The organism is Pseudidiomarina homiensis, from assembly GCF_003987225.1.
Taxonomy (GTDB): domain Bacteria; phylum Pseudomonadota; class Gammaproteobacteria; order Enterobacterales; family Alteromonadaceae; genus Pseudidiomarina; species Pseudidiomarina homiensis.
The window spans coordinates 28,095-46,638 of record NZ_PIPX01000001.1 but is presented as its reverse complement, the minus strand read 5'-3'; the positions used below and the strand labels follow the sequence as shown (position 1 = coordinate 46,638).

Annotated in this window: 17 protein-coding genes; 7 read left to right on the top strand and 10 right to left on the bottom strand. The window is 50.5% G+C overall.

Annotation, left to right across the window (positions count from 1 at the left end):
- Positions 1 to 158 precede the first annotated feature (158 nt).
- The gene (putA, locus tag CWI70_RS00210) at positions 159 to 3,329 is read left to right on the top strand and encodes a bifunctional proline dehydrogenase/L-glutamate gamma-semialdehyde dehydrogenase PutA (RefSeq protein ID WP_126769497.1); all 3,171 of its coding nucleotides are present in this window, start codon (positions 159 to 161) and stop codon (positions 3,327 to 3,329) included.
- Here the strand turns inward: putA and CWI70_RS00205 are convergent.
- The 3 genes from CWI70_RS00205 to CWI70_RS00195 are packed head-to-tail and all read right to left on the bottom strand — an operon-like array spanning position 3,326 to position 7,335.
- The gene (locus CWI70_RS00205; RefSeq protein WP_126769495.1) at positions 3,326 to 5,104 is read right to left on the bottom strand and encodes an acyl-CoA dehydrogenase C-terminal domain-containing protein; all 1,779 of its coding nucleotides are present in this window, start codon (positions 5,102 to 5,104) and stop codon (positions 3,326 to 3,328) included. The genes putA and CWI70_RS00205 overlap by 4 nt on opposite strands.
- A 54-nt stretch (positions 5,105 to 5,158) precedes the next feature.
- Positions 5,159 to 5,884 (bottom strand): general secretion pathway protein GspB, encoded by a 726-nt coding sequence (locus CWI70_RS00200; RefSeq protein WP_126769493.1) that lies wholly within the window; start codon positions 5,882 to 5,884, stop codon positions 5,159 to 5,161.
- Entirely contained in the window at positions 5,884 to 7,335 is a 1,452-nt protein-coding gene (locus CWI70_RS00195) for an ExeA family protein (RefSeq protein WP_126769491.1), read from the bottom strand. The genes CWI70_RS00200 and CWI70_RS00195 overlap by 1 nt, the downstream gene beginning before the upstream one ends.
- A 105-nt stretch (positions 7,336 to 7,440) precedes the next feature.
- Here CWI70_RS00195 and CWI70_RS12495 point away from each other — a divergent pair, with 105 nt between their 5' ends.
- Positions 7,441 to 8,547: a tRNA nucleotidyltransferase/poly(A) polymerase-related protein gene (locus tag CWI70_RS12495; RefSeq protein ID WP_126769489.1), complete on the top strand. Its 1,107-nt coding sequence runs from the start codon at positions 7,441 to 7,443 to the stop codon at positions 8,545 to 8,547.
- 5 nt (positions 8,548 to 8,552) lie between these two features.
- Here CWI70_RS12495 and CWI70_RS00185 read toward each other — a convergent pair whose 3' ends face one another.
- From CWI70_RS00185 to folB, 3 genes are read right to left on the bottom strand one after another with little or no spacing between them, the layout of a single operon-like run.
- Positions 8,553 to 9,347: an undecaprenyl-diphosphate phosphatase gene (locus CWI70_RS00185; protein ID WP_126769487.1), complete on the bottom strand. Its 795-nt coding sequence runs from the start codon at positions 9,345 to 9,347 to the stop codon at positions 8,553 to 8,555.
- Between the two features lie 18 nt (positions 9,348 to 9,365).
- The gene (gene folK / locus CWI70_RS00180; RefSeq protein ID WP_126769485.1) at positions 9,366 to 9,887 is read right to left on the bottom strand and encodes a 2-amino-4-hydroxy-6-hydroxymethyldihydropteridine diphosphokinase; all 522 of its coding nucleotides are present in this window, start codon (positions 9,885 to 9,887) and stop codon (positions 9,366 to 9,368) included.
- Positions 9,888 to 10,241 carry a dihydroneopterin aldolase gene (folB, locus tag CWI70_RS00175; protein WP_126769483.1) on the bottom strand — a complete coding sequence of 118 codons (354 nt, stop codon included), beginning with the start codon at positions 10,239 to 10,241 and terminating at the stop codon, positions 9,888 to 9,890.
- Between the two features lie 98 nt (positions 10,242 to 10,339).
- On the opposite strand from folB, the gene plsY reads away from it, so the two are divergent.
- Positions 10,340 to 10,930, top strand: a complete 591-nt coding sequence (plsY, locus tag CWI70_RS00170; protein ID WP_126769481.1) for a glycerol-3-phosphate 1-O-acyltransferase PlsY — start codon at positions 10,340 to 10,342, stop codon at positions 10,928 to 10,930.
- Here the strand turns inward: plsY and tsaD are convergent.
- The 3 genes from tsaD to CWI70_RS00155 form a co-directional block, all read right to left on the bottom strand.
- Entirely contained in the window at positions 10,914 to 11,942 is a 1,029-nt protein-coding gene (gene tsaD, locus CWI70_RS00165) for a tRNA (adenosine(37)-N6)-threonylcarbamoyltransferase complex transferase subunit TsaD (protein WP_126769479.1), read from the bottom strand. The two genes, plsY and tsaD, sit on opposite strands and share 17 nt — an antisense overlap.
- Positions 11,943 to 12,006: 64 nt before the next feature.
- Positions 12,007 to 13,149 carry a PilT/PilU family type 4a pilus ATPase gene (locus CWI70_RS00160; protein WP_275540741.1) on the bottom strand — a complete coding sequence of 381 codons (1,143 nt, stop codon included), beginning with the start codon at positions 13,147 to 13,149 and terminating at the stop codon, positions 12,007 to 12,009.
- Between the two features lie 3 nt (positions 13,150 to 13,152).
- On the bottom strand, positions 13,153 to 14,190 hold the full coding sequence (locus CWI70_RS00155; protein ID WP_126769477.1) for a type IV pilus twitching motility protein PilT: 1,038 nt from the start codon (positions 14,188 to 14,190) through the stop codon (positions 13,153 to 13,155).
- 38 nt (positions 14,191 to 14,228) lie between these two features.
- Here CWI70_RS00155 and CWI70_RS00150 point away from each other — a divergent pair, with 38 nt between their 5' ends.
- The 4 genes from CWI70_RS00150 to CWI70_RS00135 are packed head-to-tail and all read left to right on the top strand — an operon-like array spanning position 14,229 to position 16,756.
- Entirely contained in the window at positions 14,229 to 14,921 is a 693-nt protein-coding gene (locus tag CWI70_RS00150; RefSeq protein ID WP_126769475.1) for a YggS family pyridoxal phosphate-dependent enzyme, read from the top strand.
- Positions 14,922 to 14,931: 10 nt separating this feature from the next.
- Positions 14,932 to 15,759 carry a pyrroline-5-carboxylate reductase gene (gene proC, locus CWI70_RS00145; RefSeq protein WP_126769474.1) on the top strand — a complete coding sequence of 276 codons (828 nt, stop codon included), beginning with the start codon at positions 14,932 to 14,934 and terminating at the stop codon, positions 15,757 to 15,759.
- 12 nt (positions 15,760 to 15,771) lie between these two features.
- A complete protein-coding gene (locus CWI70_RS00140; RefSeq protein WP_126769472.1) occupies positions 15,772 to 16,296 on the top strand; it encodes a YggT family protein in 525 nt (174 codons plus the stop codon).
- A 13-nt stretch (positions 16,297 to 16,309) separates the two neighbouring features.
- The gene (locus tag CWI70_RS00135) at positions 16,310 to 16,756 is read left to right on the top strand and encodes a DUF4426 domain-containing protein (RefSeq protein WP_126769470.1); all 447 of its coding nucleotides are present in this window, start codon (positions 16,310 to 16,312) and stop codon (positions 16,754 to 16,756) included.
- A 1-nt stretch (position 16,757) separates the two neighbouring features.
- Here CWI70_RS00135 and CWI70_RS00130 read toward each other — a convergent pair whose 3' ends face one another.
- Entirely contained in the window at positions 16,758 to 18,497 is a 1,740-nt protein-coding gene (locus CWI70_RS00130; protein WP_126769468.1) for a potassium/proton antiporter, read from the bottom strand.
- Positions 18,498 to 18,544 lie beyond the last annotated feature (47 nt).

Here is an 18,544-nt window from a genome sequence, read left to right as displayed (position 1 = left end):
TAATGGGCTTGACAGGTGCGTACAAAAATTGCACCGTGGGCGGCGACGAAAAGTTTAGAAAAACTGACGAAGTGGGCTTTACGCGCAGTAAAAAAGCAATATACTTGCGCGCAAATTATGTCCCCTCCAGCCAACGGCTGAGTCTTACAGGAGATGCTATGTTCAAAGCCAGTGAAGTACTTCAGGCTCAGTATACCGGTGCCGACCTCGGCACCTTGCAACGCGCCATTACCGACAACTACTTGGTCGATGAAGACGCCTATTTGCAAGAACTGATGCAACTGGTGCCCAACGATGATTCGACGCTCGATCAAGTGACCGAGCGCACGGCAAAGTTGGTCAATACCGTACGTGACCGCGCCGATGGCGGTGGCGTTGATGCCTTTTTGCAAGAGTACAGCCTTGATACGCAAGAAGGTATTATTCTTATGTGCTTGGCTGAAGCCTTATTACGCATCCCTGATGCCTATACCGCTGATGCACTGATTCAAGATCGGTTATCCGGCGGTGATTGGCAAAAGCACATGGGCGAAAGTGCCTCTTGGTTAGTAAACTCAGGTACTTGGGGTTTAGCGCTGACCAATTCGGTGATTAACCCAACAGGTCAACCAATGGCGACACCACGCGGCGTATTCCGCCGTTTGACCCGCCGCTTGGGGATGCCAATCGTGCGCAAGGCAACCTACGCCGCCATGCGTATCATGGGTAAGCAGTTCGTACTAGGACGCACCATTCAAGAAGCGTTAAAAAATAGCCGTGCCAATCGCGACAAGGGCTACACGCACGCCTACGACATGTTAGGCGAGGCGGCTTTGACAATGGCTGACGCACGACGTTATCACGCCGATTATGTGAACTCGATCAACGTTGTTGCGCAAGAAAACTTTAATAACCCTAAAGCGCCACGCCCAACCATTTCGATCAAGTTGTCGGCGCTGCATCCGCGCTATGAGTCGGCAAACCATGAGCGCGTTTTAACGGAGCTCGCGCAAAGCCTAACAGAGTTGGTTAAGCTCGCCAAAGAAGCCGACGTTGGTGTCACTATTGATGCCGAAGAAGCAGACCGCCACGAGCTCTCGTTAGAACTGTTCGAAAAAGTGTATCGCAGTGGTGTTTGCAAAGGCTGGCCGCGTTTCGGCTTGGTGGTACAAGCCTATTCCAAGCGTGCACTGCCAACTTTAGTTTGGCTCACCGCACTAGCGAAAGAGTGTGGTGATGAGATTCCAGTTCGTCTTGTTAAAGGCGCCTACTGGGACACTGAAATCAAACTTTGTCAGGTCAATGGTTTGACGGGCTATCCCGTGTTCACGCGCAAAGCCAATACTGATGTAAGCTACTTGGCCTGCGCCCGTTACCTGCTTTGCGAACAGACCGATGGTGCAATTTATCCGCAGTTCGCCACGCACAATGCGCAAACGGTAATTGCCATTCGCCAGATGAACGAAGCCACGCAGCGCCGTATCGAGTTTCAACGCCTGCACGGCATGGGTGATGATCTTTATGACACACTACTGCAGGAAGATGAAAATACAACGGTGCGCATTTACGCTCCGGTCGGTGCACATAAAGACTTGCTGCCATACTTAGTACGCCGCTTGTTAGAAAACGGCGCCAATACGTCATTTGTGCATAAATTGGTGGACCCAGAGACGCCGGTTGACGAACTCACCCAGCACCCGATGCGCACCATCACCAAGTACGAAAGCTTGGCGAATACCAAAATTCCTTTACCGACGCAGATTTTCAGCGATCGCAAAAACTCGTTAGGATTGAACATGAACATTCACTCTCAAGCAGATGATTTCATTGCTGCCGTGCAGCAATACCGCGACAAACAATGGCAAGGTGGCCCGATCGTTAATGGCGACGTGATTGATGATGCCCACCACCGAGTGAGCATTAATAGTCCGCAAGAGAACCAACGCCAAATCGGTAGCATTTGCTGGGGCGACAAGGCGCTGGCTGAGCAGGCGCTCAATAGTGCTAACGCGGCCTATCGCCGCTGGCGCGACACGGACGTCGAAGTTCGTGCAAAAGCGCTAGAAAAGTTTGCTGATTTAATGGAAGCCAACCGCGATGAGCTCATCGCTTTGTGCTCTCTCGAAGCAGGTAAGAGCTTACAAGACGGTATCGATGAAGTTCGTGAAGCGGTCGACTTTTGCCGTTACTACGCGGTCGAAGCACGCAAACTTATGGGCGAAGGCACTACTTTGCCAGGGCCTACAGGCGAGACCAATGAGTTGTTCGTGCAAGGCCGTGGTACCTTTATCTGCATCAGCCCTTGGAACTTCCCTTTAGCGATTTTCACTGGCCAAGTGGTGGCCGCATTGGTTACCGGTAACTGTGTTATCGCCAAACCTGCAGAGCAGACTGGCTTAATCGCCTTCCGTGCTGTGCAACTGTTACTTGAAGCTGGTATTCCAGGCGACGTGGTGCACTTTATGCCTGGTAGTGGTGCTGAAGTTGGCTCATTCTTGGTCAGCCAAGAAGACATCGGCGGTGTATGCTTTACCGGTTCCACCTATACTGCACAATCGATTAACCGTGCGCTTGCCGCACGTACCGGTGCAATTGTGCCATTAGTTGCAGAAACCGGCGGCCAAAACGCCATGTTGATTGACTCAACAGCGCTACCTGAACAAGCCGTCACCGACATTGTTGCCAGTGCTTTCAAGAGTGCAGGCCAACGTTGTTCGGCCTTGCGCGTATTGTTCGTGCAAGATGACATTGCCGACCGCGTCATCGATCTACTCAAAGGTGCAATGGCTGAACTGAAAGTGGGTGACCCACTGTTACATGAAACTGACGTAGGTCCAGTGATCGACGGTGTGGCCAAGAGTAACCTTGAGCAGCATGTGTCGGACATTTCACAGGCAGGTCGCCTGATAGCCCGTGCACCTATGCCTGACTATACCAATGACGGCACTTTCGTAGCACCGACCGCCATCGAAATCGACAGTATCAATCAGTTGGTGAAAGAGAACTTTGGGCCAATTCTACATGTCATCCGCTACTCTACTGACAAGCTAGATGACGTGATTGATAGCATTAACGCAACTGGTTTTGGTTTAACGTTCGGCATTCATAGCCGTAACGAAACCTTCGCGGCCGATGTTGCCCGTCGTATCGACGTTGGTAATGTGTACATTAACCGCAACCAGATTGGCGCTGTAGTAGGTGTGCAGCCATTTGGTGGCCGCGGCATGTCGGGTACTGGACCCAAAGCGGGCGGTCCACACTACCTTACCCGCTTTATCACCGAAAAAACGCGCACCAACAACATTACTGCTGTTGGTGGTAACGCTACCCTACTCTCGCTGGGCGATTAAAAATCTTCCAATTCGTGTAGGTACAATGACTGGCTGCCGTCGGCAATGGCGGCGGCCAAGCTTTCCACCCGCGGTAACAACCGCGCCATATAAAACTTCGCGGTTTTCACCTTACTGGCTAAATACGGACGCTCAGCAACCAACGGCTGCGCAGTTTTCGCCATGCGTAACCATAAGTAACCGTACGTCACGTAACCAAGTAAGTGCAGATACTCAACCGCAACGCTATTGATGACGTTCTCATCGCCACCCGCAACTTGTTGCAGTACTTGGCCGGTTACTTCTTCGGTGCGCTGTACCGCTTTACCGAGCTGTTCATACTCGGCCGCCAACTCCGCAACCGGCTCAGCTAATAGCGCCTGAATGTCTTCCAGCAGTGGCTTCACCAATTCGCCACGCGACCCAGCGACTTTACGGCCCAATAAGTCTAACGCTTGAATACCGTTAGTACCTTCATAGATTTGGGCAATACGGCAATCGCGGACTAACTGTTCCTGGCCCCACTCACGCACATAACCATGCCCACCAAAGACCTGCTGACCAATCACGGTAGTTTCAAAGCCCGTATCGGTGATGAACGCTTTCGCAATGGGGGTGAGCAATGCGACCAACGCATCAGCACGCGCTTTCTCTTCTGCGTCCTCGCTGTACTTGGCGATATCCAACTGCTGGCCGACATAAGTTGAGAAAGCTCGTCCACCTTCAACAAAAGCTTTCATGGTTAACAGCATGCGTCGAATATCACCATGCACGATCAATGGATCTGCTTCTTTGTCTTGCGCACGAGTCGCTTTTGCACCTCGCCCCTGCAAACGATCTTGTGCATACTCTAAAGCATTCTGGTACGACCGCGCAGCCGCGCCAAGGCCCTGAATACCAACCCCAAGGCGCTCGTAATTCATCATGGTAAACATCGCCGGCAAACCTTGATGCGGCTCGCCAATAAGCCAGCCCGTTGCGCCATCAAAGTTCATCACACAGGTCGCCGACGCATGAATCCCCATTTTGTGCTCGATAGAGCCACACTTTACTGCATTTCGCTCACCTGGATTACCATCGGCATCAGGTAAAAATTTCGGTACTAAAAATAGACTAATGCCTTTACTTCCAGCTGGTGCGTCAGGCAGTTTTGCTAGCACCAAATGAACAATGTTGTCAGTGAGGTCGTGCTCACCACCAGTGATAAAGATTTTGGTACCGCTGATGGCGAAAGTACCATCCTCTTGCGGTTCAGCTTTAGTGCGGATGATACCAAGATCGGTACCCGCATGCGGTTCGGTCAAACACATGGTACCCGTCCATTCACCACTGGTCATTTTCGGCAAATAGAGCTGCTTCAATGCATCGCTGGCATAAGCATCAAGGGTGATGATGGCACCTGCGGTGAGGCCCGGATAAAGGGAAAATGAGATGTCTGCAGCGCATAACATCTCTTCATATTGCGCCGAAACAACTTTGGGTAGGCCCATGCCGCCAAATTCAGGATTGGCGGTCACGCCGACCCAACCTCCAGCGGCCAGTTGCTGATAGTTTTCGCGGTAATTAGCTGGCGTGGTCACCACGCTATCGTTGAAGCGTACGCCTTCTTCATCGGCCGCCCGCGCATGCGGCGCTATCAGGCCTTCGGCCAATTTAGCGGCTTCGTCGATGATGGCGCTTGCCATGTCCATATCAACTTCGTTCAGTGCAGGGAAACGTGCCCAATCCTGATCGACTCGGAATACATCCTGCAGCAAAAACTGCATATCTTCGCGCGGAACACGATAGTCAGCCATACAACACCTCAAAAAAATCAAACAATGAATTTAAACAGGTGTTTTAATATCAACTTACGGCTGAGTTGTCCAGTCTTCTAACGCAGGTTGCTGGAAAGCGTCCTTGCCAAGTGCCAAAACGACATGATTCGGCGCTATAGTAAGCACCTGAATACCCTGCCAATAATCACCTTGGCGCAAGCGTTGCCCCGCAAGCTCGACGAAGCGTTCTGCCGCTCGTGACGAGTATTGGTGACCATCATAAGTAAATGGCGGAATTTGTTGTCTTAAGCTGCGCTCAAGTTCGGCAATACGCGGCAGTACCGACTCTGGTGTCGCTGTCGAAGTACTGTTGCCAGTGGCGACAATGGCTTCTTCAAACGCCGCCAACAAATCTGCGGGCACCTCATCAAGGCTTAATGCTTGATCTGCAGCGACCTCAGGTACCGCTTCAAACGTCGAGCGGGTAGGTTGCGACTGAGACGATTGTGCTACTTCAGGCACTTCTTGCTGCGGCAGTTCAACAACACGTACCTGCTGTGGTTGTCCCAACGTAAGGCTTGGTCCACTGGAGCTTACTTGAGCTGTCGGTACCGTATCAGCTTTATCGGTCGTCAGTGGCGTCGCCCCAAAAAGCCAATAAGCACCGGCCCACCCACCGAGTAACGCGAGAGGTAGCACTAACCACCACCACCGCAAGGTAAAGCGCGACGACGATGTTGCAGCAGTAAGTTGAATCGGTTGTTGCGGCGGAATGAGTTGCGACTGTTGTTGCCTTAACGCTTTCAATACTGACGACATTAGCGCCCCCCCTCTAGCCGTGGTCCCAAGGTGGTGTGGTGACTTGTTAACCACGCCAACGTTACCGCATCAAGTTGGGCGGTGATCGGAAGGCCATGCTCTTGCTGCAGGGTTTGGGCTAAGCGAGTCAGATCATCGGCATCGCTCTGACGGTAACGCTGCAACTGTTTGGCTAACCAGTTTTGGTAGGTGTTAGGGTCATCTAATTGGTAACCAGGAGGCAGTGGCCACAACGCCAGAAATTCACCAGTCCAAGTTTCAGCAGGGCTCATTTGGGCATTCTCGATAAACTGCCAACTGCCATCAGCCAGTTGTAAAAGTGCCGGTAAATTTAACGCCACGATGCGATCGAAACGTAACCGTGCTTGCGCACAGCCAAGTTGATAATCGGTGACCCATTCACAAATAGGCTGATTGGAAGGCGGTTGCGGCAACTGCCACGCCTGTAATAATTGCCGAATCCCTTGCTGAGCGCCAGCAGACGTTGGCTGTTGCGCCTGTACATTGCTCGAACCGGCAGCTGGCAGCGCTGCATCACTGGCCGGAACCAACTGCCAAGCAGCAAGCGCAACGCCAAGGCACAAAGCCACTAAGATGCCTGCGGCGATTGCCAGAGGTGACGAGCTGCGTCGCTGGGTTTGTTCATGCTCACCTAGCTCTCGTGCCGCAGTTTTAATCTGTGCTTTAGTTACCGTTTGGACTTGGTCGTTATACGCCGCGAGCAATGCCCGATCACAAAGTAAATTTAACCGCCTCGGTATTCCACCACTTAGCTCATGTACCTTTTTAATAGCGTTACTATCAAACAGCGCACGTTGCGCCCCTGCCACTTGCAAGCGGTAATTAATGTAGCGTTCAGTATCACTCGCCTGCAGCGGTAATAAATGATAACGAGCGGTAATGCGCTGCGCCAATTGTCTTAACTCACGACGGCGTAATAAGTCTTGTAATTCCGGCTGGCCAATTAAGATGACCCGCAAGAGTTTGTTCTGATTGGTTTCGAGATTCGTAAGTAGCCGTAATTGTTCAAGTACCTGGGGACGCAAATGCTGCGCTTCATCAATCAGTACGACACATTGTTGGCCTTCGGCATTAGCCGCTAAGAGAAACTCTGACAGCTTATCGGTCAACCGTTTATTGGTAATGTTGCGCTTCGCATAACGAATCCCAAACTCATCGCATAAGGTTGCGAGTAACTCAGTTTCGTTGAGCATCGGATTCAAAATAAACGCTGTGCGGGTTTCTTCCGAAAGCTGGTCGAGCAAGGCTCTTGATACCGTGGTCTTACCGGTCCCTACTTCACCCGTCAATAAAATAAAGCCGCCACTACCTTGCAAACCATAACTTAAATGCGCCAGCGCCTCTTGATGGCGCTCGCTCATATACAAAAATGTTGGATCGGGCGCTATAGAAAACGGTTCTGTTTGTAGGCCAAAATAGTTCAGATACATAGTTTGTCTGTCGTTTGCGAAACCAAGTCGAACTCCAGTGTAACGATTGACTTGCATCAGAGCTAGTCATTAGCGATCATCAATGAAACAAAGAAGGAGTTTGCAGTGAAAGTCTATCTTGTCGGTGGTGCTGTACGTGACCAATTGCTTGGTAAAACCGTACATGAAAAAGATTACGTCGTCGTCGGCGCAACGCCACAAGAAATGCTGGCCAAAGGCTACCGCCAAGTCGGCAAAGACTTTCCAGTGTTTTTGCACCCAGAAACCAACGAAGAGTATGCGCTTGCACGTACCGAACGTAAATCGGGAAGAGGTTATACGGGCTTTACCATAGCGGCCGATCCTAACGTCACACTTGAAGAAGATCTCTTACGCCGTGATCTCACCATTAATGCCATCGCCCAAGACCAAGATGGCCACCTAATAGACCCTTACGGCGGCCTCAACGACATCAACGCACGTCAATTACGCCACGTTTCGGCAGCCTTCGTCGAAGATCCGTTACGCATTCTTCGCGTTGCGCGCTTTGCCGCACGCTTTGCCGATGACGGTTTTACCGTGGCACCGGAAACCCTAGAACTCATGCAGAGCATGAGCGCCGCCAATGAGTTGCAAGAATTGGCCAATGAACGCGTCTGGCACGAAACCGTGAAAGCACTCAACAGCGCTAGTCCAGCCACCTACTTTGCGGTTTTAGCGCAGGCTAATGCCCTTGCACCGTGGTTCACTGAACTTACCGATGAACGCACGCTGGACGGCGTCCTAGCGCGGCTTAATCACTGCACAGCCGACCAAGCTGAACTGGTATTTGCTGGGTGGCAAGGAGAGCTCGATAACGAAGCACAAGTCGTCGCGTGCTGTGAGCGTTTGCGGGTACCCACCGACTGGCGGCACATGGCCCTGTTGGCGCACCGTTGGCACGCCGCCAAACATCGGCTTGCCACCAGCACTTGTTTCTTTACTTGTCTAAATCAGGCTGATTGTTGGCGCCGCCCGGAGCGGGTACCGAAGCTAGTCGCAATTTGGCAACTGCAAGGGCTAACAACGTACGACGCACAACGCTTACTCGAGGCTTTTAACGCTGCGCGAAAAGTAGCAACGACAGAGGTGATCGCTGCAGCAAAAACAAGAGGCGAAACCTTGTCTGGCCCAGCAATCGGCGCTGCGGTACAACAAGCTCGTGCCAGTGTTTTGCAAACGCAGCTAGCGTAAGTGAACTACAAAAACATGAGGAATAACACCACGCCAAGTGCTAATCGATAGAGTACAAATGGCAGCATACCCATGCGTTCGATAACCTGTAAAAACAGCTTAATACACAGGTAAGCCGCAACAAACGATACCGCCATGCCTATCAATACGAAGGACCAAGCGACTGGCTCCGCTTGTTGCGCTAACTGCAAGCCTTTATAGCCTCCCGCTAAGGCAATCACCGGAATCGACAATAAGAACGAAAAACGTGCAGCATCAGTGCGCGTTAGGCCCAGCAAGAGTCCTGCGGTAATGGTAATACCTGAGCGCGAGGTGCCAGGAATCAGGGCGATGGCTTGTGCTATCCCGACAAACATCGCTTGCCGCAACGTTAACGTCGCCAAAGCTGCTTTCTCGCTAGCACGGCGATCGGCGTACCATAGGGCAAGACCAAAAACGATAGTTGTGGTGGCAATGACCAACGCTGAGCGGCCGTAGTTTTCTAACAAGTCCGCGCCAAACAACCCCGCAAGGCCTGCCGGAACCGTTGCCCAGATAATAAACCACGCCAATCGGCTCGACTCGGTATACTGGCCACGAAAGGTGCCCAACCATCCCATCAGCAATTCGGTCACCTGTTGGCGATAATAAAACACCACTGCCGCAAGCGTTCCTACATGTACTGCTACGTCAAACGCAAGACCTTGGTCCTGCCAGCCAAGCAGTTGCGACGGCAAGATTAAATGCGCCGAACTCGAAATCGGAAGAAATTCCGTGAGACCTTGAATAAGCGCTAGAATAATGGCTTCAAAAGTAGACAACGTCAGCTTCCTTGTGATCTAAGGCGTAAGTAAATAAGGTAATGGCTCAAAGGCAAAGTCTAACGGCTTTAGACGTTGCTCGCTAGCGTAAGATTGCCAATGTTCTGCAAAGCTTATGCCCGTCTCAGGATGCCGTAATGCGGGCGCCAATTCAGCTAATGGCCACAATACAAAAGCATTTTTTAATACTTCACCACGAGGTAGTTGTATAGGCTGACGACAAATGAAGTCGTCATACAACAAGACATCAATATCAAGTGTGCGAGGACTGTATTTGGGCACATTAGAAGGATGCCCGTGCGCTTGTTCAATGGCTTTACAGGTCTGTACCACTTGCTGAAGCGAGAGGTCCGTACGGAATTCCACCACGGTGTTGTAAAAATCGTGTCCATCAAAGCCAACCGCGGCACTTTCATACACCCGCGACACACGCAATGGATGCGCCGCTGAAGCAAAGGTGTCATGCAAGGCACGAAGGCCAGCTCGAATGTGCTTGCTCCGGTCCCGATTACTCCCAAGCCCTAAGTAAACCACAGCCATTTATGCGCGACTCCGCGTGATTTCGACCCCAACGGTGTTTGCCGCAGCCACTGCTTGAGGTTTTTCGACGCGCACCGTGACTGACGCAACATTGAATTCGGTGAGGATCAGTTGCGCAACTTCAGCAGCGACGGTTTCAATTAACTGTCGCGGACGCGCTTGTATCAACGCCACCACAGCTTTACTCAAGGTGTCGTAATCCAAAGCGTCGGACAGGGCGTCACTGCCGCCAGCAGCCGTTTGGTCCCAAGCCATCGTTAGGTCCAAAAACAAAGGTTGGGTTTGCTCATGCTCCCAATCGTACACACCAATGTAGGCATCCACACGCAAACCTTTGACAAACACTTTATCCATTGAACGCTACTCTTTTTGTCAGCATAGAAATTTTTCTGCAAAGCGCTTATGCTAAGTGCTTTACTTAAGAATGAAAAGCACAGCGGAAACGTTTCCCTATGGGTGGATTAATTATTTTAGCGATCGTGATCGCTTATCTGTTTGGCTCGATTAGCAGCGCTGTGCTGATCTGCAAACTGTTTGGTCTTCCTGACCCACGCCAAAATGGTTCGAATAATCCCGGTGCCACAAATGTTTATCGCCTTGGCGGTAAAGTTCCAGCGATTCTTACCCTCTTTTTTGATGTCCTCAAAGGTATGATTCCAGTCTGGGGATCGTACTTTCTTGGCATTCCACCACTGTTTCTCGGGATGATCGCCGTTGCCGCATGTCTAGGCCACATTTTTCCACTGTACTTCCATTTTCGAGGCGGTAAAGCGGTGGCAACAGCTTTAGGCGCAATGTTTCCAGTGGCATGGGAAATGGCGCTGCTACTTATCTTTACTTGGCTAGTGGTCTTTAAAGTTAGCAAACTATCGTCATTGGCAGCGATTATTACTGTATCGCTAGCGCCGTTTTATGCTTATTGGATTAAGCCGCAGTATACCGTCCCGGTAATTATGATTTCAGCACTCATTATTTGGCGCCACCAATCGAATATCTCGCGCTTACGCCATGGTAACGAACAGCGCATCAAGCGCAATCGCTGACAGGTTCTTTTAGCTGTTCTAATGGCCAGCGCGGATAGGTTTTCACGCGTTCATCAACCTGTTCTCCGGCGGCCAGACGTTGTGCACCAGCATAAGCAATCATCGCGCCATTATCGGTACAAAACTCAGGGCGCGGGAAAAACACTTCACCGCCAATTTTCTCAGCAAATGCATGCAACTGTGCGCGCAACTCTTTATTCGCGCTTACGCCACCAGCAACCACAAGGCGTTTTAAACCGGTTTCTTTCAGGGCGCGGCGACATTTAATCACCAACGTATCAACAACGGCGTCTTGAAACGCGCGCGCGATGTCCGCGCGCGTTTGCGCATCATCATCAGCCGCAGCTATAGTGTTTGCGGCAAAGGTTTTTAACCCGCTAAAACTGAAATCAAGTCCTGGCCGATCGGTCATCGGCCGTGGAAATTTATAACAATCAGCGCGGCCCTGCTCAGCCAATGCTGCCAACCGTGGCCCGCCAGGGTAATCCAACCCCATCAACTTTGCTGTTTTATCAAAGGCTTCGCCGGCGGCATCATCAACAGACTCACCCAGTAGTTGATACTGCCCGATGCCGTCTACGCGCACCAGTTGCGTATGGCCGCCGGACACCAACAGTGCAATAAACGGAAATGCTGGTGGCTTGTCTTCAAGCATCGGTGCCAACAAGTGACCTTCCATATGATGGACGGCCACCGCAGGAACTTGCCAGCCCAGTGCTAAACTGCGGCCAATACAGGCCCCCACCAGCAACGCACCAACGAGGCCAGGGCCAGCGGTGTAGGCAATGCCGTCGATTTGATCGGCGGTGAGGTTTGCTTGTTTTAATGCGGCTTGAATGAGCGGAAGGGTTTTGCGCACGTGGTCGCGTGATGCCAATTCCGGCACCACACCACCATAATCTGCGTGAAGTTTTACTTGTGAGTACAGTTGATGAGCAAGTAACCCATGCTCGGTATCAAAAATAGCGATACCGGTTTCATCACAAGATGTTTCAATTCCTAATACACGCATTGCCAACCTCATACAAACTGCGCCCAAGAGCACTCATTTTGGAAAGGCAATAGTGTAATCGAAGTTACTCTAAATCTACAGTCACACCTTTCAATGGACCATCCTCGCCACCACGCGATTCACCGCTTAGTTTAATGCGTAAGCGAAGGTCATTTGGTGCATCTGCGTGACGAAGCGCTTCTTCAAAGGAAATCTTACGGGCCTTGTAAAGGTCGAAAAGCGCTTGGTCAAAGGTCTGCATGCCAAGTTCTCGCGACTTCGACATGATCTCTTTGATCTCGCCCATATCGTTTTTGGCGATTTTCTCTGCAACGATTGGACTGTTAAGCAAAACTTCTATCGCCGCGACCCGGCCACCGTCGGTGGTTGGCACTAATTGCTGTGCCACAATTCCGCGCAGGTTCAACGACAAATCAAACATTAATTTGCCAATTTTCTCTTTTGGCACCATGTGCATAATACGTTCAATCGCTTGGTTGGCATTGTTGGCGTGCAAGGTCGCAACGCACAAGTGACCGGTTTCAGCAAAGGTTAACGCATACTCCATGACTTCTTGCGAGCGAATCTCACCCACCAGAATAACGTCAGGGGCCTGCCGCAATGAACTCTTCAAGGCCGCCTCGAAACTCTCGGTATCGGTGCCGACCTCACGTTGAGTCACCATTGATTTACCATGTTCATGAACAAACTCGACCGGATCCTCAATCGTCAGAATGTGTCCACGAGAATGCTGATTTCGGAAACCAATTAAGGCCGCAAGACTGGTCGATTTACCGGTACCGGTACCACCCACAACCAGCATTAAGCCACGTTTAGCCATGATCAGCTTGGTTAATACTTCTGGAAGTTTAAGTTGTTCAACCGTCGGAATCTCTGTAACGATACGACGGATAACCATACCTGCGCGTTGGCGCTGCCAAAAAGCACTGACACGAAAGCGCCCGATGCCCTCACGGAAAATCGCGAAGTTCGCTTCTTGCTCTTTAAAGTATTCGTCTTGATGCTTCTCACCAAGCGCCTCTTTGACCAATTCCAGTGCTTGCTCTTCGCTAAGTTTCTGTTCGGTCAAATGGCGCAACTCGCCATTGATTTTTGCACTCGGTGGTAACAGCGCCGAGATGAACAGATCCGAGGCTTCTTTCTCGATCATGACCTTGAGTAGTTTGTCCAACAACATACGGCCTCCTGATTGCTTATCGTTCGCCATGGCTTATTTAAACGCCTCTTTATTGGCAGCTTTAGCACGAGCATCAATGCGCGACACCAGACCTTGGTTGAGCAAATTCAGCAGACCTTGATCGAGCGTTTGCATACCATGAGCAGCACCCGTTTGAATGGATGAATACATCTGCGCGACTTTATCCTCGCGAATAAGATTCTTGATCGCCGGTGTGGCAATCATGATTTCATGCGCAGCCACACGACCACCGCCAACCTTTTTCAGCAGGGTCTGCGAAATAACGGCGCGCAAGGATTCCGAGAGCATTGAACGTACCATCGGCTTTTCATCGCCCGGAAACACATCAATAATACGGTCAATCGTTTTCGGTGCTGAGGTGGTGTGCAAGGTACCAAACACTAAGTGACCTGTTTCCGCAGCAGTCATCGCTAAGCGAATCGTTTCGAGATCTCGCATCTCACCCACCAGAATAACATCAGGATCTTCCCGCAGCGCCGAGCGCAAGGCATTGCTAAAGCTGTGGGTATCACGATGAACTTCCCGTTGGTTGATCAGGCTTTGTTTGTTTTTGTGCACAAACTCGATTGGATCTTCAATGGTGAGAATGTGGTGATGTTTGTTTTCATTAATGAAATCGACCATCGCCGCAAGCGTGGTTGATTTACCTGAGCCGGTGGGTCCAGTAACCAGCACTAATCCCCGAGGTTGGTCGGCAATCGTTTTAAAAATATCAGGAGCACCCAATTGCTCAAGCGTTAAAACATCGCTAGGAATAGTACGTAATACCGCACCACAACCGCGGTTTTGTACGAATACGTTCACCCGGAAGCGAGCTAAATCCGGAACCTCAAAGGAAAAGTCACACTCAAAGTTCTGTTCATACTCTTTGCGCTGGCGGTCATTCATAATGTCATAAACCAGCTCTTGCACTTGTTTATGGTTCAGCGCCGGAATATTGATTTTACGAACGTCACCATCTACCCGTATCATAGGGGGCGAATCCGCCGACAAATGTAAGTCCGAGGAATTATGTTTGACGGCGAAGCCGAGTAACTCAGTAATATCCATACTCTTTCTCTTTGTTGTTATGGGTGAGCCGTTAGCAAATGAATAGCATAGTTGAACGCTTAAAAGAAGTCCGTAGCCAAATCGAAAACGCTTGCCAACAATGCAATCGTAGCCCAGATTCGGTGCAATTGTTAGCGGTAAGCAAAACCAAACCGGCCAGCGCAATACGTGCGCTTTACCAAGCTGGACAACGCAGCTTTGGCGAAAACTACCTGCAAGAAGCCTTGTCGAAACAACAAGAACTGAAAGATTTAGAAGCCCTCGACTGGCATTTTATTGGGCCCATCCAGTCCAATAAGACCCGCGATATTGCCGCTCATTTTGCATGGGTACAAAGTATAGACCGAGTTAAAATTGCGCGCCGCCTGAACGAACAACGCCCGAACTCATTACCGCCCTTGCAGGTACTGATTCAAGTCAATATTGACGACGAAGCAAGCAAATCCGGTGTGGCGCCGGACGAAGTTGCTCACTTAGCCGCAAGCATTGCGCAATTTCCGCAACTTACCTTACGTGGCCTCATGACGATTCCCGCCGCAACAACTTCTGCCAAAGCAGCGAGCGAGAGCTTAAGCGCCATGCAAAGCTTGTATTCTGAGTTAGCGTCCCAATATCCAACAGTAGATACACTTTCAATGGGTATGAGCAATGATCTTGCTCCCGCCATCGCTGCCGGCTCCACAATGGTGCGCGTCGGCACTGCGCTATTTGGCGCCCGCGAGACAACTTAAGGAGTAACCTATGTCCACGCATTCACGTAACATCGCTTTTATCGGCGCCGGTAATATGACGCAAAGTATCGTCGGTGGTATGGTAGCTAGTGGCTACCCCGCTGCTGCTATATCCGTGAGCAACCCAAGCACGGGTAAACTAGAAAAAATGGCGAGTGAACTCAAGGTCAACACCAGCCAAAATAACGCCGAAGTAGCCGCGCAAGCGGACGTTATCGTGTTAGCTGTAAAGCCACAATTAATGGCTGATGTTTGTGCCGCATTGCGTAACGAAGTTGCAAACCTGAGCGATAAGCTTATCGTCACCATTGCGGCGGGGATTCGCATCGAAAAATACCGCCAGTACCTTGGCGATGACATTCGTATGATCCGTGTAATGCCGAATACCCCATCGTTAGTGGGTAAAGGCATGTCAGGCTTAGTTGCCGATAACCGCGTGACCGATGACGACAAAAACTACATCACCGAAGCTTTCGACGGTGTTGGTGCCACGTTATGGGTCGCTGACGAAGACGAGCTCGATATCTTAGGCGCAGTTGCAGGTAGCGGGCCAGCATACTTTTTCGAGTTCATGGCAAGCCTACAAAAAGCCGCTGTGAAGCTTGGTTTTGATCGTGATAAAGCGCGTACCATGGTGCAACAAACAGCTCTCGGTGCAGCTGAAATGGCCATCGCGAGCGAGCTCGAATTAGAAGATTTACGTAAACAAGTCACCAGTAAAGGTGGCTCCACCGCAAAAGGTATCGAACAGTATCAAGCCTATGACATTGATAAAATCTCAGCCGATGCGGTCGAAGCAGCAGTCAAACGAAACCAAGAAATGGCAAAACTCTTTTAAAGGCTAAGCACTATGGAACTTATGGGTTTTCTAATTCGAACAGTCTTTGAACTCTTCTTGATGGTAGTCATCTTGAGAGTTTGGTTACAGGCTGTTCACGCTGACTTCTATAATCCGATGAGTCAATTTGTAGTAAAGTTGACTAATCCGTTAGTTTTACCCTTGCGGAAGTTTATCCCAACAGTCGGTGTTTGGGACCTTGCAACCATTATTTTGGCTCTTTTAGTAAGTATAGGAAAGTACACCGCACTATATGCCCTAGCGGGCGCCCTATTTATGTGGCCTGAGATTCTCTTGAGAGGAGTTATAGGCACCATAACCCAATTTTTGCAGTTATTATTCTGGATTGTCATCATTCGTGCTCTGTTAAGTTGGTTTGCACAAGGTTATAACCCCATGATGGCCATCTTAGTGCAACTCACGGAGCCCTTCTTAGCGCCGATTCGGCGAATTATTCCCCCCATCGGCGGGCTTGACCTGTCGGTACTGGTGCTGGTGATCGCAATTCAGGCATTACGCATTCTGATTGGTATGTAAAAAGGAATGAACCATGAAAAAGTTCTTGTTGGGCTGTGCTTATTTGCTGCTCGTTACTTGGGCCACATTTACCGCAACCACAGTTGCGGCTGAGCAAAGTCAGCGCTTGGGGCCGTGGGAAGTCCATTACAACGCCTTTAACTCAACGGCACTGCGCCCTGAAATGGCTCGCCAGTACAACCTCGAACGTGGCGAGACCATCGCCACGCTCAATATTGCCGTGCTCGCCGCCGAAAAACCTGGCAAGCCCGCCCAGCGGGTCACCGTGGCAGGCTACGCGATGAACCCGTTGAGTATGCAACAGAAGCTCGAATTTAATGAAGTTATCGAAGGCGATGCGGTTTATTACCTGGCACAAACGTCGTTTACCAACCTCGAAACACTGCGCTTTTTTATTACCATAAAACAGGGAAATGAAGTTCAGGAACTACGGTTCTCGAAAGAGTTCTGGCGCAATTAAGCTAGGACTCCCCCAGATCTAGTAACTTCACCCCAACCTTACTGATTTTATCTTGCTCATCCAGCTCGCGTACCGTGAGCTGGACATTTCCGAGCACTAACTGGTCCCCAACCACCATACGTCGATGAAATTTGCGCGAAAAGTAATCATGTAGGCTCAGTTGCCGCTGTTCTGGTGACAGCTCACCCAACGGGTAGAAACTTCCGACGTCACCCAAGGTAAGGTCACCATTCAACGTGAAGTCGCCGAAGAAGTCACTGCTATTCAAGGTTCGTGCTTTACCGCCCGCCGCGAGTACCCGGCTGATCTCATCAATATGTTGAACCTTTGCCACCACCAGAACTCGGTCTTCTTCGCAGAGCTTCAGACGACTCTGTGGGCGTAACCATTCACCTTGGCGAATCACGCCAACGAACTCGAGTGGTACCGACCAGCGTAATTCATGCCAAAAGTGATCGCATGCAGGTGAGCGCTCGCTTATCTCATAGGCCCACAATTCTAACGGGTCTTTACTGCCAACTTGGTCAAGGGCCATGCGCCGATCGGGTTCTGCCTGCGCCGGAACTTCTAACTTTAACCAGCGCGCCATGGGAGCTAGCGTCCAGCCTTGCAACACCAAAGAGACCAGCACAACCACAAAGGCGATATCAAAAAACAGTTCTTGCCCTTCAACGCCGTTAAGCCACGGATAAAGCGCCAAGATAATGGGCACGGCACCACGTAAGCCAACCCAACTAATAAAGAATTGCTCGCGCAGCGGAAAAGAAAACGGTGCCAAACTAATGAACACTGCCAACGGACGAACAATAAAAATCATTAAACCAGCAACAGCGAGCGACAAACCAATATTGTCAACTAAATGAGATGGTGTGACTAAGAGGCCCAAAATCAAGAACATCATGATTTGACTCAGCCAAGCGAGACCATCTTGTACCTGAAGAATATGCATCAGTTGCGGTAAACGAGCGTTACCGATCATGTAGCCCATTAAATAGGCGGCAAGAAATCCACTGCCCCCCAGACCGGAGGTAATCGCAAAGATCACCACCGCACTGGCGGCGGCCAGCAACGGAAAGAAAGTGAACTGCGCAGTGATTTTGCGTGCCATAAAGATAAACAAACGCCCGCCCAGCCAACCGCCTAGATAGCCGAGCACTAATTGTTGCATGACGTTGAAACCAACTGCCGTCAACGAAAACGCCTCGGTCGCGGCAATGATTGAGGTCATGGTGAGGGTTAGAATAACGGCCATCGGATCGTTGGTGCCCGACTCGATCTCTAAGGTTGAAGCAACCCGTTGTTGAATTTTTAAATTCTGGGATTGGAAAATACCAAAGACTGCAGCTGCATCGGTCGAACTTAGAATGGCACCGATCAGCAAGGCAATTGGCCACGGTAGATCAAAGAACCAAACAATGCCTAATGCGGTAAGCGAACAGGTAAGTGCGACACCTAATGTCGCAAGACTGATTGCCGGCCATAACGCCACCCTAAACTTCTCTTTGCGCGTGCGCATGCCACCATCAAATATGATGATCACCAAGGCCAACGAGCCAATAAAGAATGCTATCTCAGGTTGATTGAACTCGATACCAAGCAGGCCTTCTTCACCCGCGAGCATGCCGACAATGAGAAAAACCAGTAACAATGGAGCGCCAAACTGCGATGACACCACCGCAGCCAGAATACTGACCAATAACAATGAGCCCATTAAAAGCATGACACTGTTTACATCAGACAAGTATTTCTCCTTGGGTCGTATTGCCACGATGACGTATAATGTTTTCA

Bases quoted from the DNA above. Each gene is read 5' to 3' on its own strand.
- putA (WP_126769497.1), top strand. From the start codon at position 159: ATGTTCAAAGCCAGTGAAGTACTTCAGGCTCAGTATACCGGTGCCGAC.
- CWI70_RS00205 (WP_126769495.1), bottom strand. From the start codon at position 5,104: ATGGCTGACTATCGTGTTCCGCGCGAAGATATGCAGTTTTTGCTGCAG.
- CWI70_RS00200 (WP_126769493.1), bottom strand. From the start codon at position 5,884: ATGTCGTCAGTATTGAAAGCGTTAAGGCAACAACAGTCGCAACTCATT.
- CWI70_RS00195 (WP_126769491.1), bottom strand. From the start codon at position 7,335: ATGTATCTGAACTATTTTGGCCTACAAACAGAACCGTTTTCTATAGCG.
- folK (WP_126769485.1), bottom strand. From the start codon at position 9,887: ATGGCTGTGGTTTACTTAGGGCTTGGGAGTAATCGGGACCGGAGCAAG.
- folB (WP_126769483.1), bottom strand. From the start codon at position 10,241: ATGGATAAAGTGTTTGTCAAAGGTTTGCGTGTGGATGCCTACATTGGT.
- plsY (WP_126769481.1), top strand. From the start codon at position 10,340: ATGGGTGGATTAATTATTTTAGCGATCGTGATCGCTTATCTGTTTGGC.
- tsaD (WP_126769479.1), bottom strand. From the start codon at position 11,942: ATGCGTGTATTAGGAATTGAAACATCTTGTGATGAAACCGGTATCGCT.
- CWI70_RS00160 (WP_275540741.1), bottom strand. From the start codon at position 13,149: ATGGCGAACGATAAGCAATCAGGAGGCCGTATGTTGTTGGACAAACTA.
- CWI70_RS00155 (WP_126769477.1), bottom strand. From the start codon at position 14,190: ATGGATATTACTGAGTTACTCGGCTTCGCCGTCAAACATAATTCCTCG.
- CWI70_RS00150 (WP_126769475.1), top strand. From the start codon at position 14,229: ATGAATAGCATAGTTGAACGCTTAAAAGAAGTCCGTAGCCAAATCGAA.
- proC (WP_126769474.1), top strand. From the start codon at position 14,932: ATGTCCACGCATTCACGTAACATCGCTTTTATCGGCGCCGGTAATATG.
- CWI70_RS00140 (WP_126769472.1), top strand. From the start codon at position 15,772: ATGGAACTTATGGGTTTTCTAATTCGAACAGTCTTTGAACTCTTCTTG.
- CWI70_RS00135 (WP_126769470.1), top strand. From the start codon at position 16,310: ATGAAAAAGTTCTTGTTGGGCTGTGCTTATTTGCTGCTCGTTACTTGG.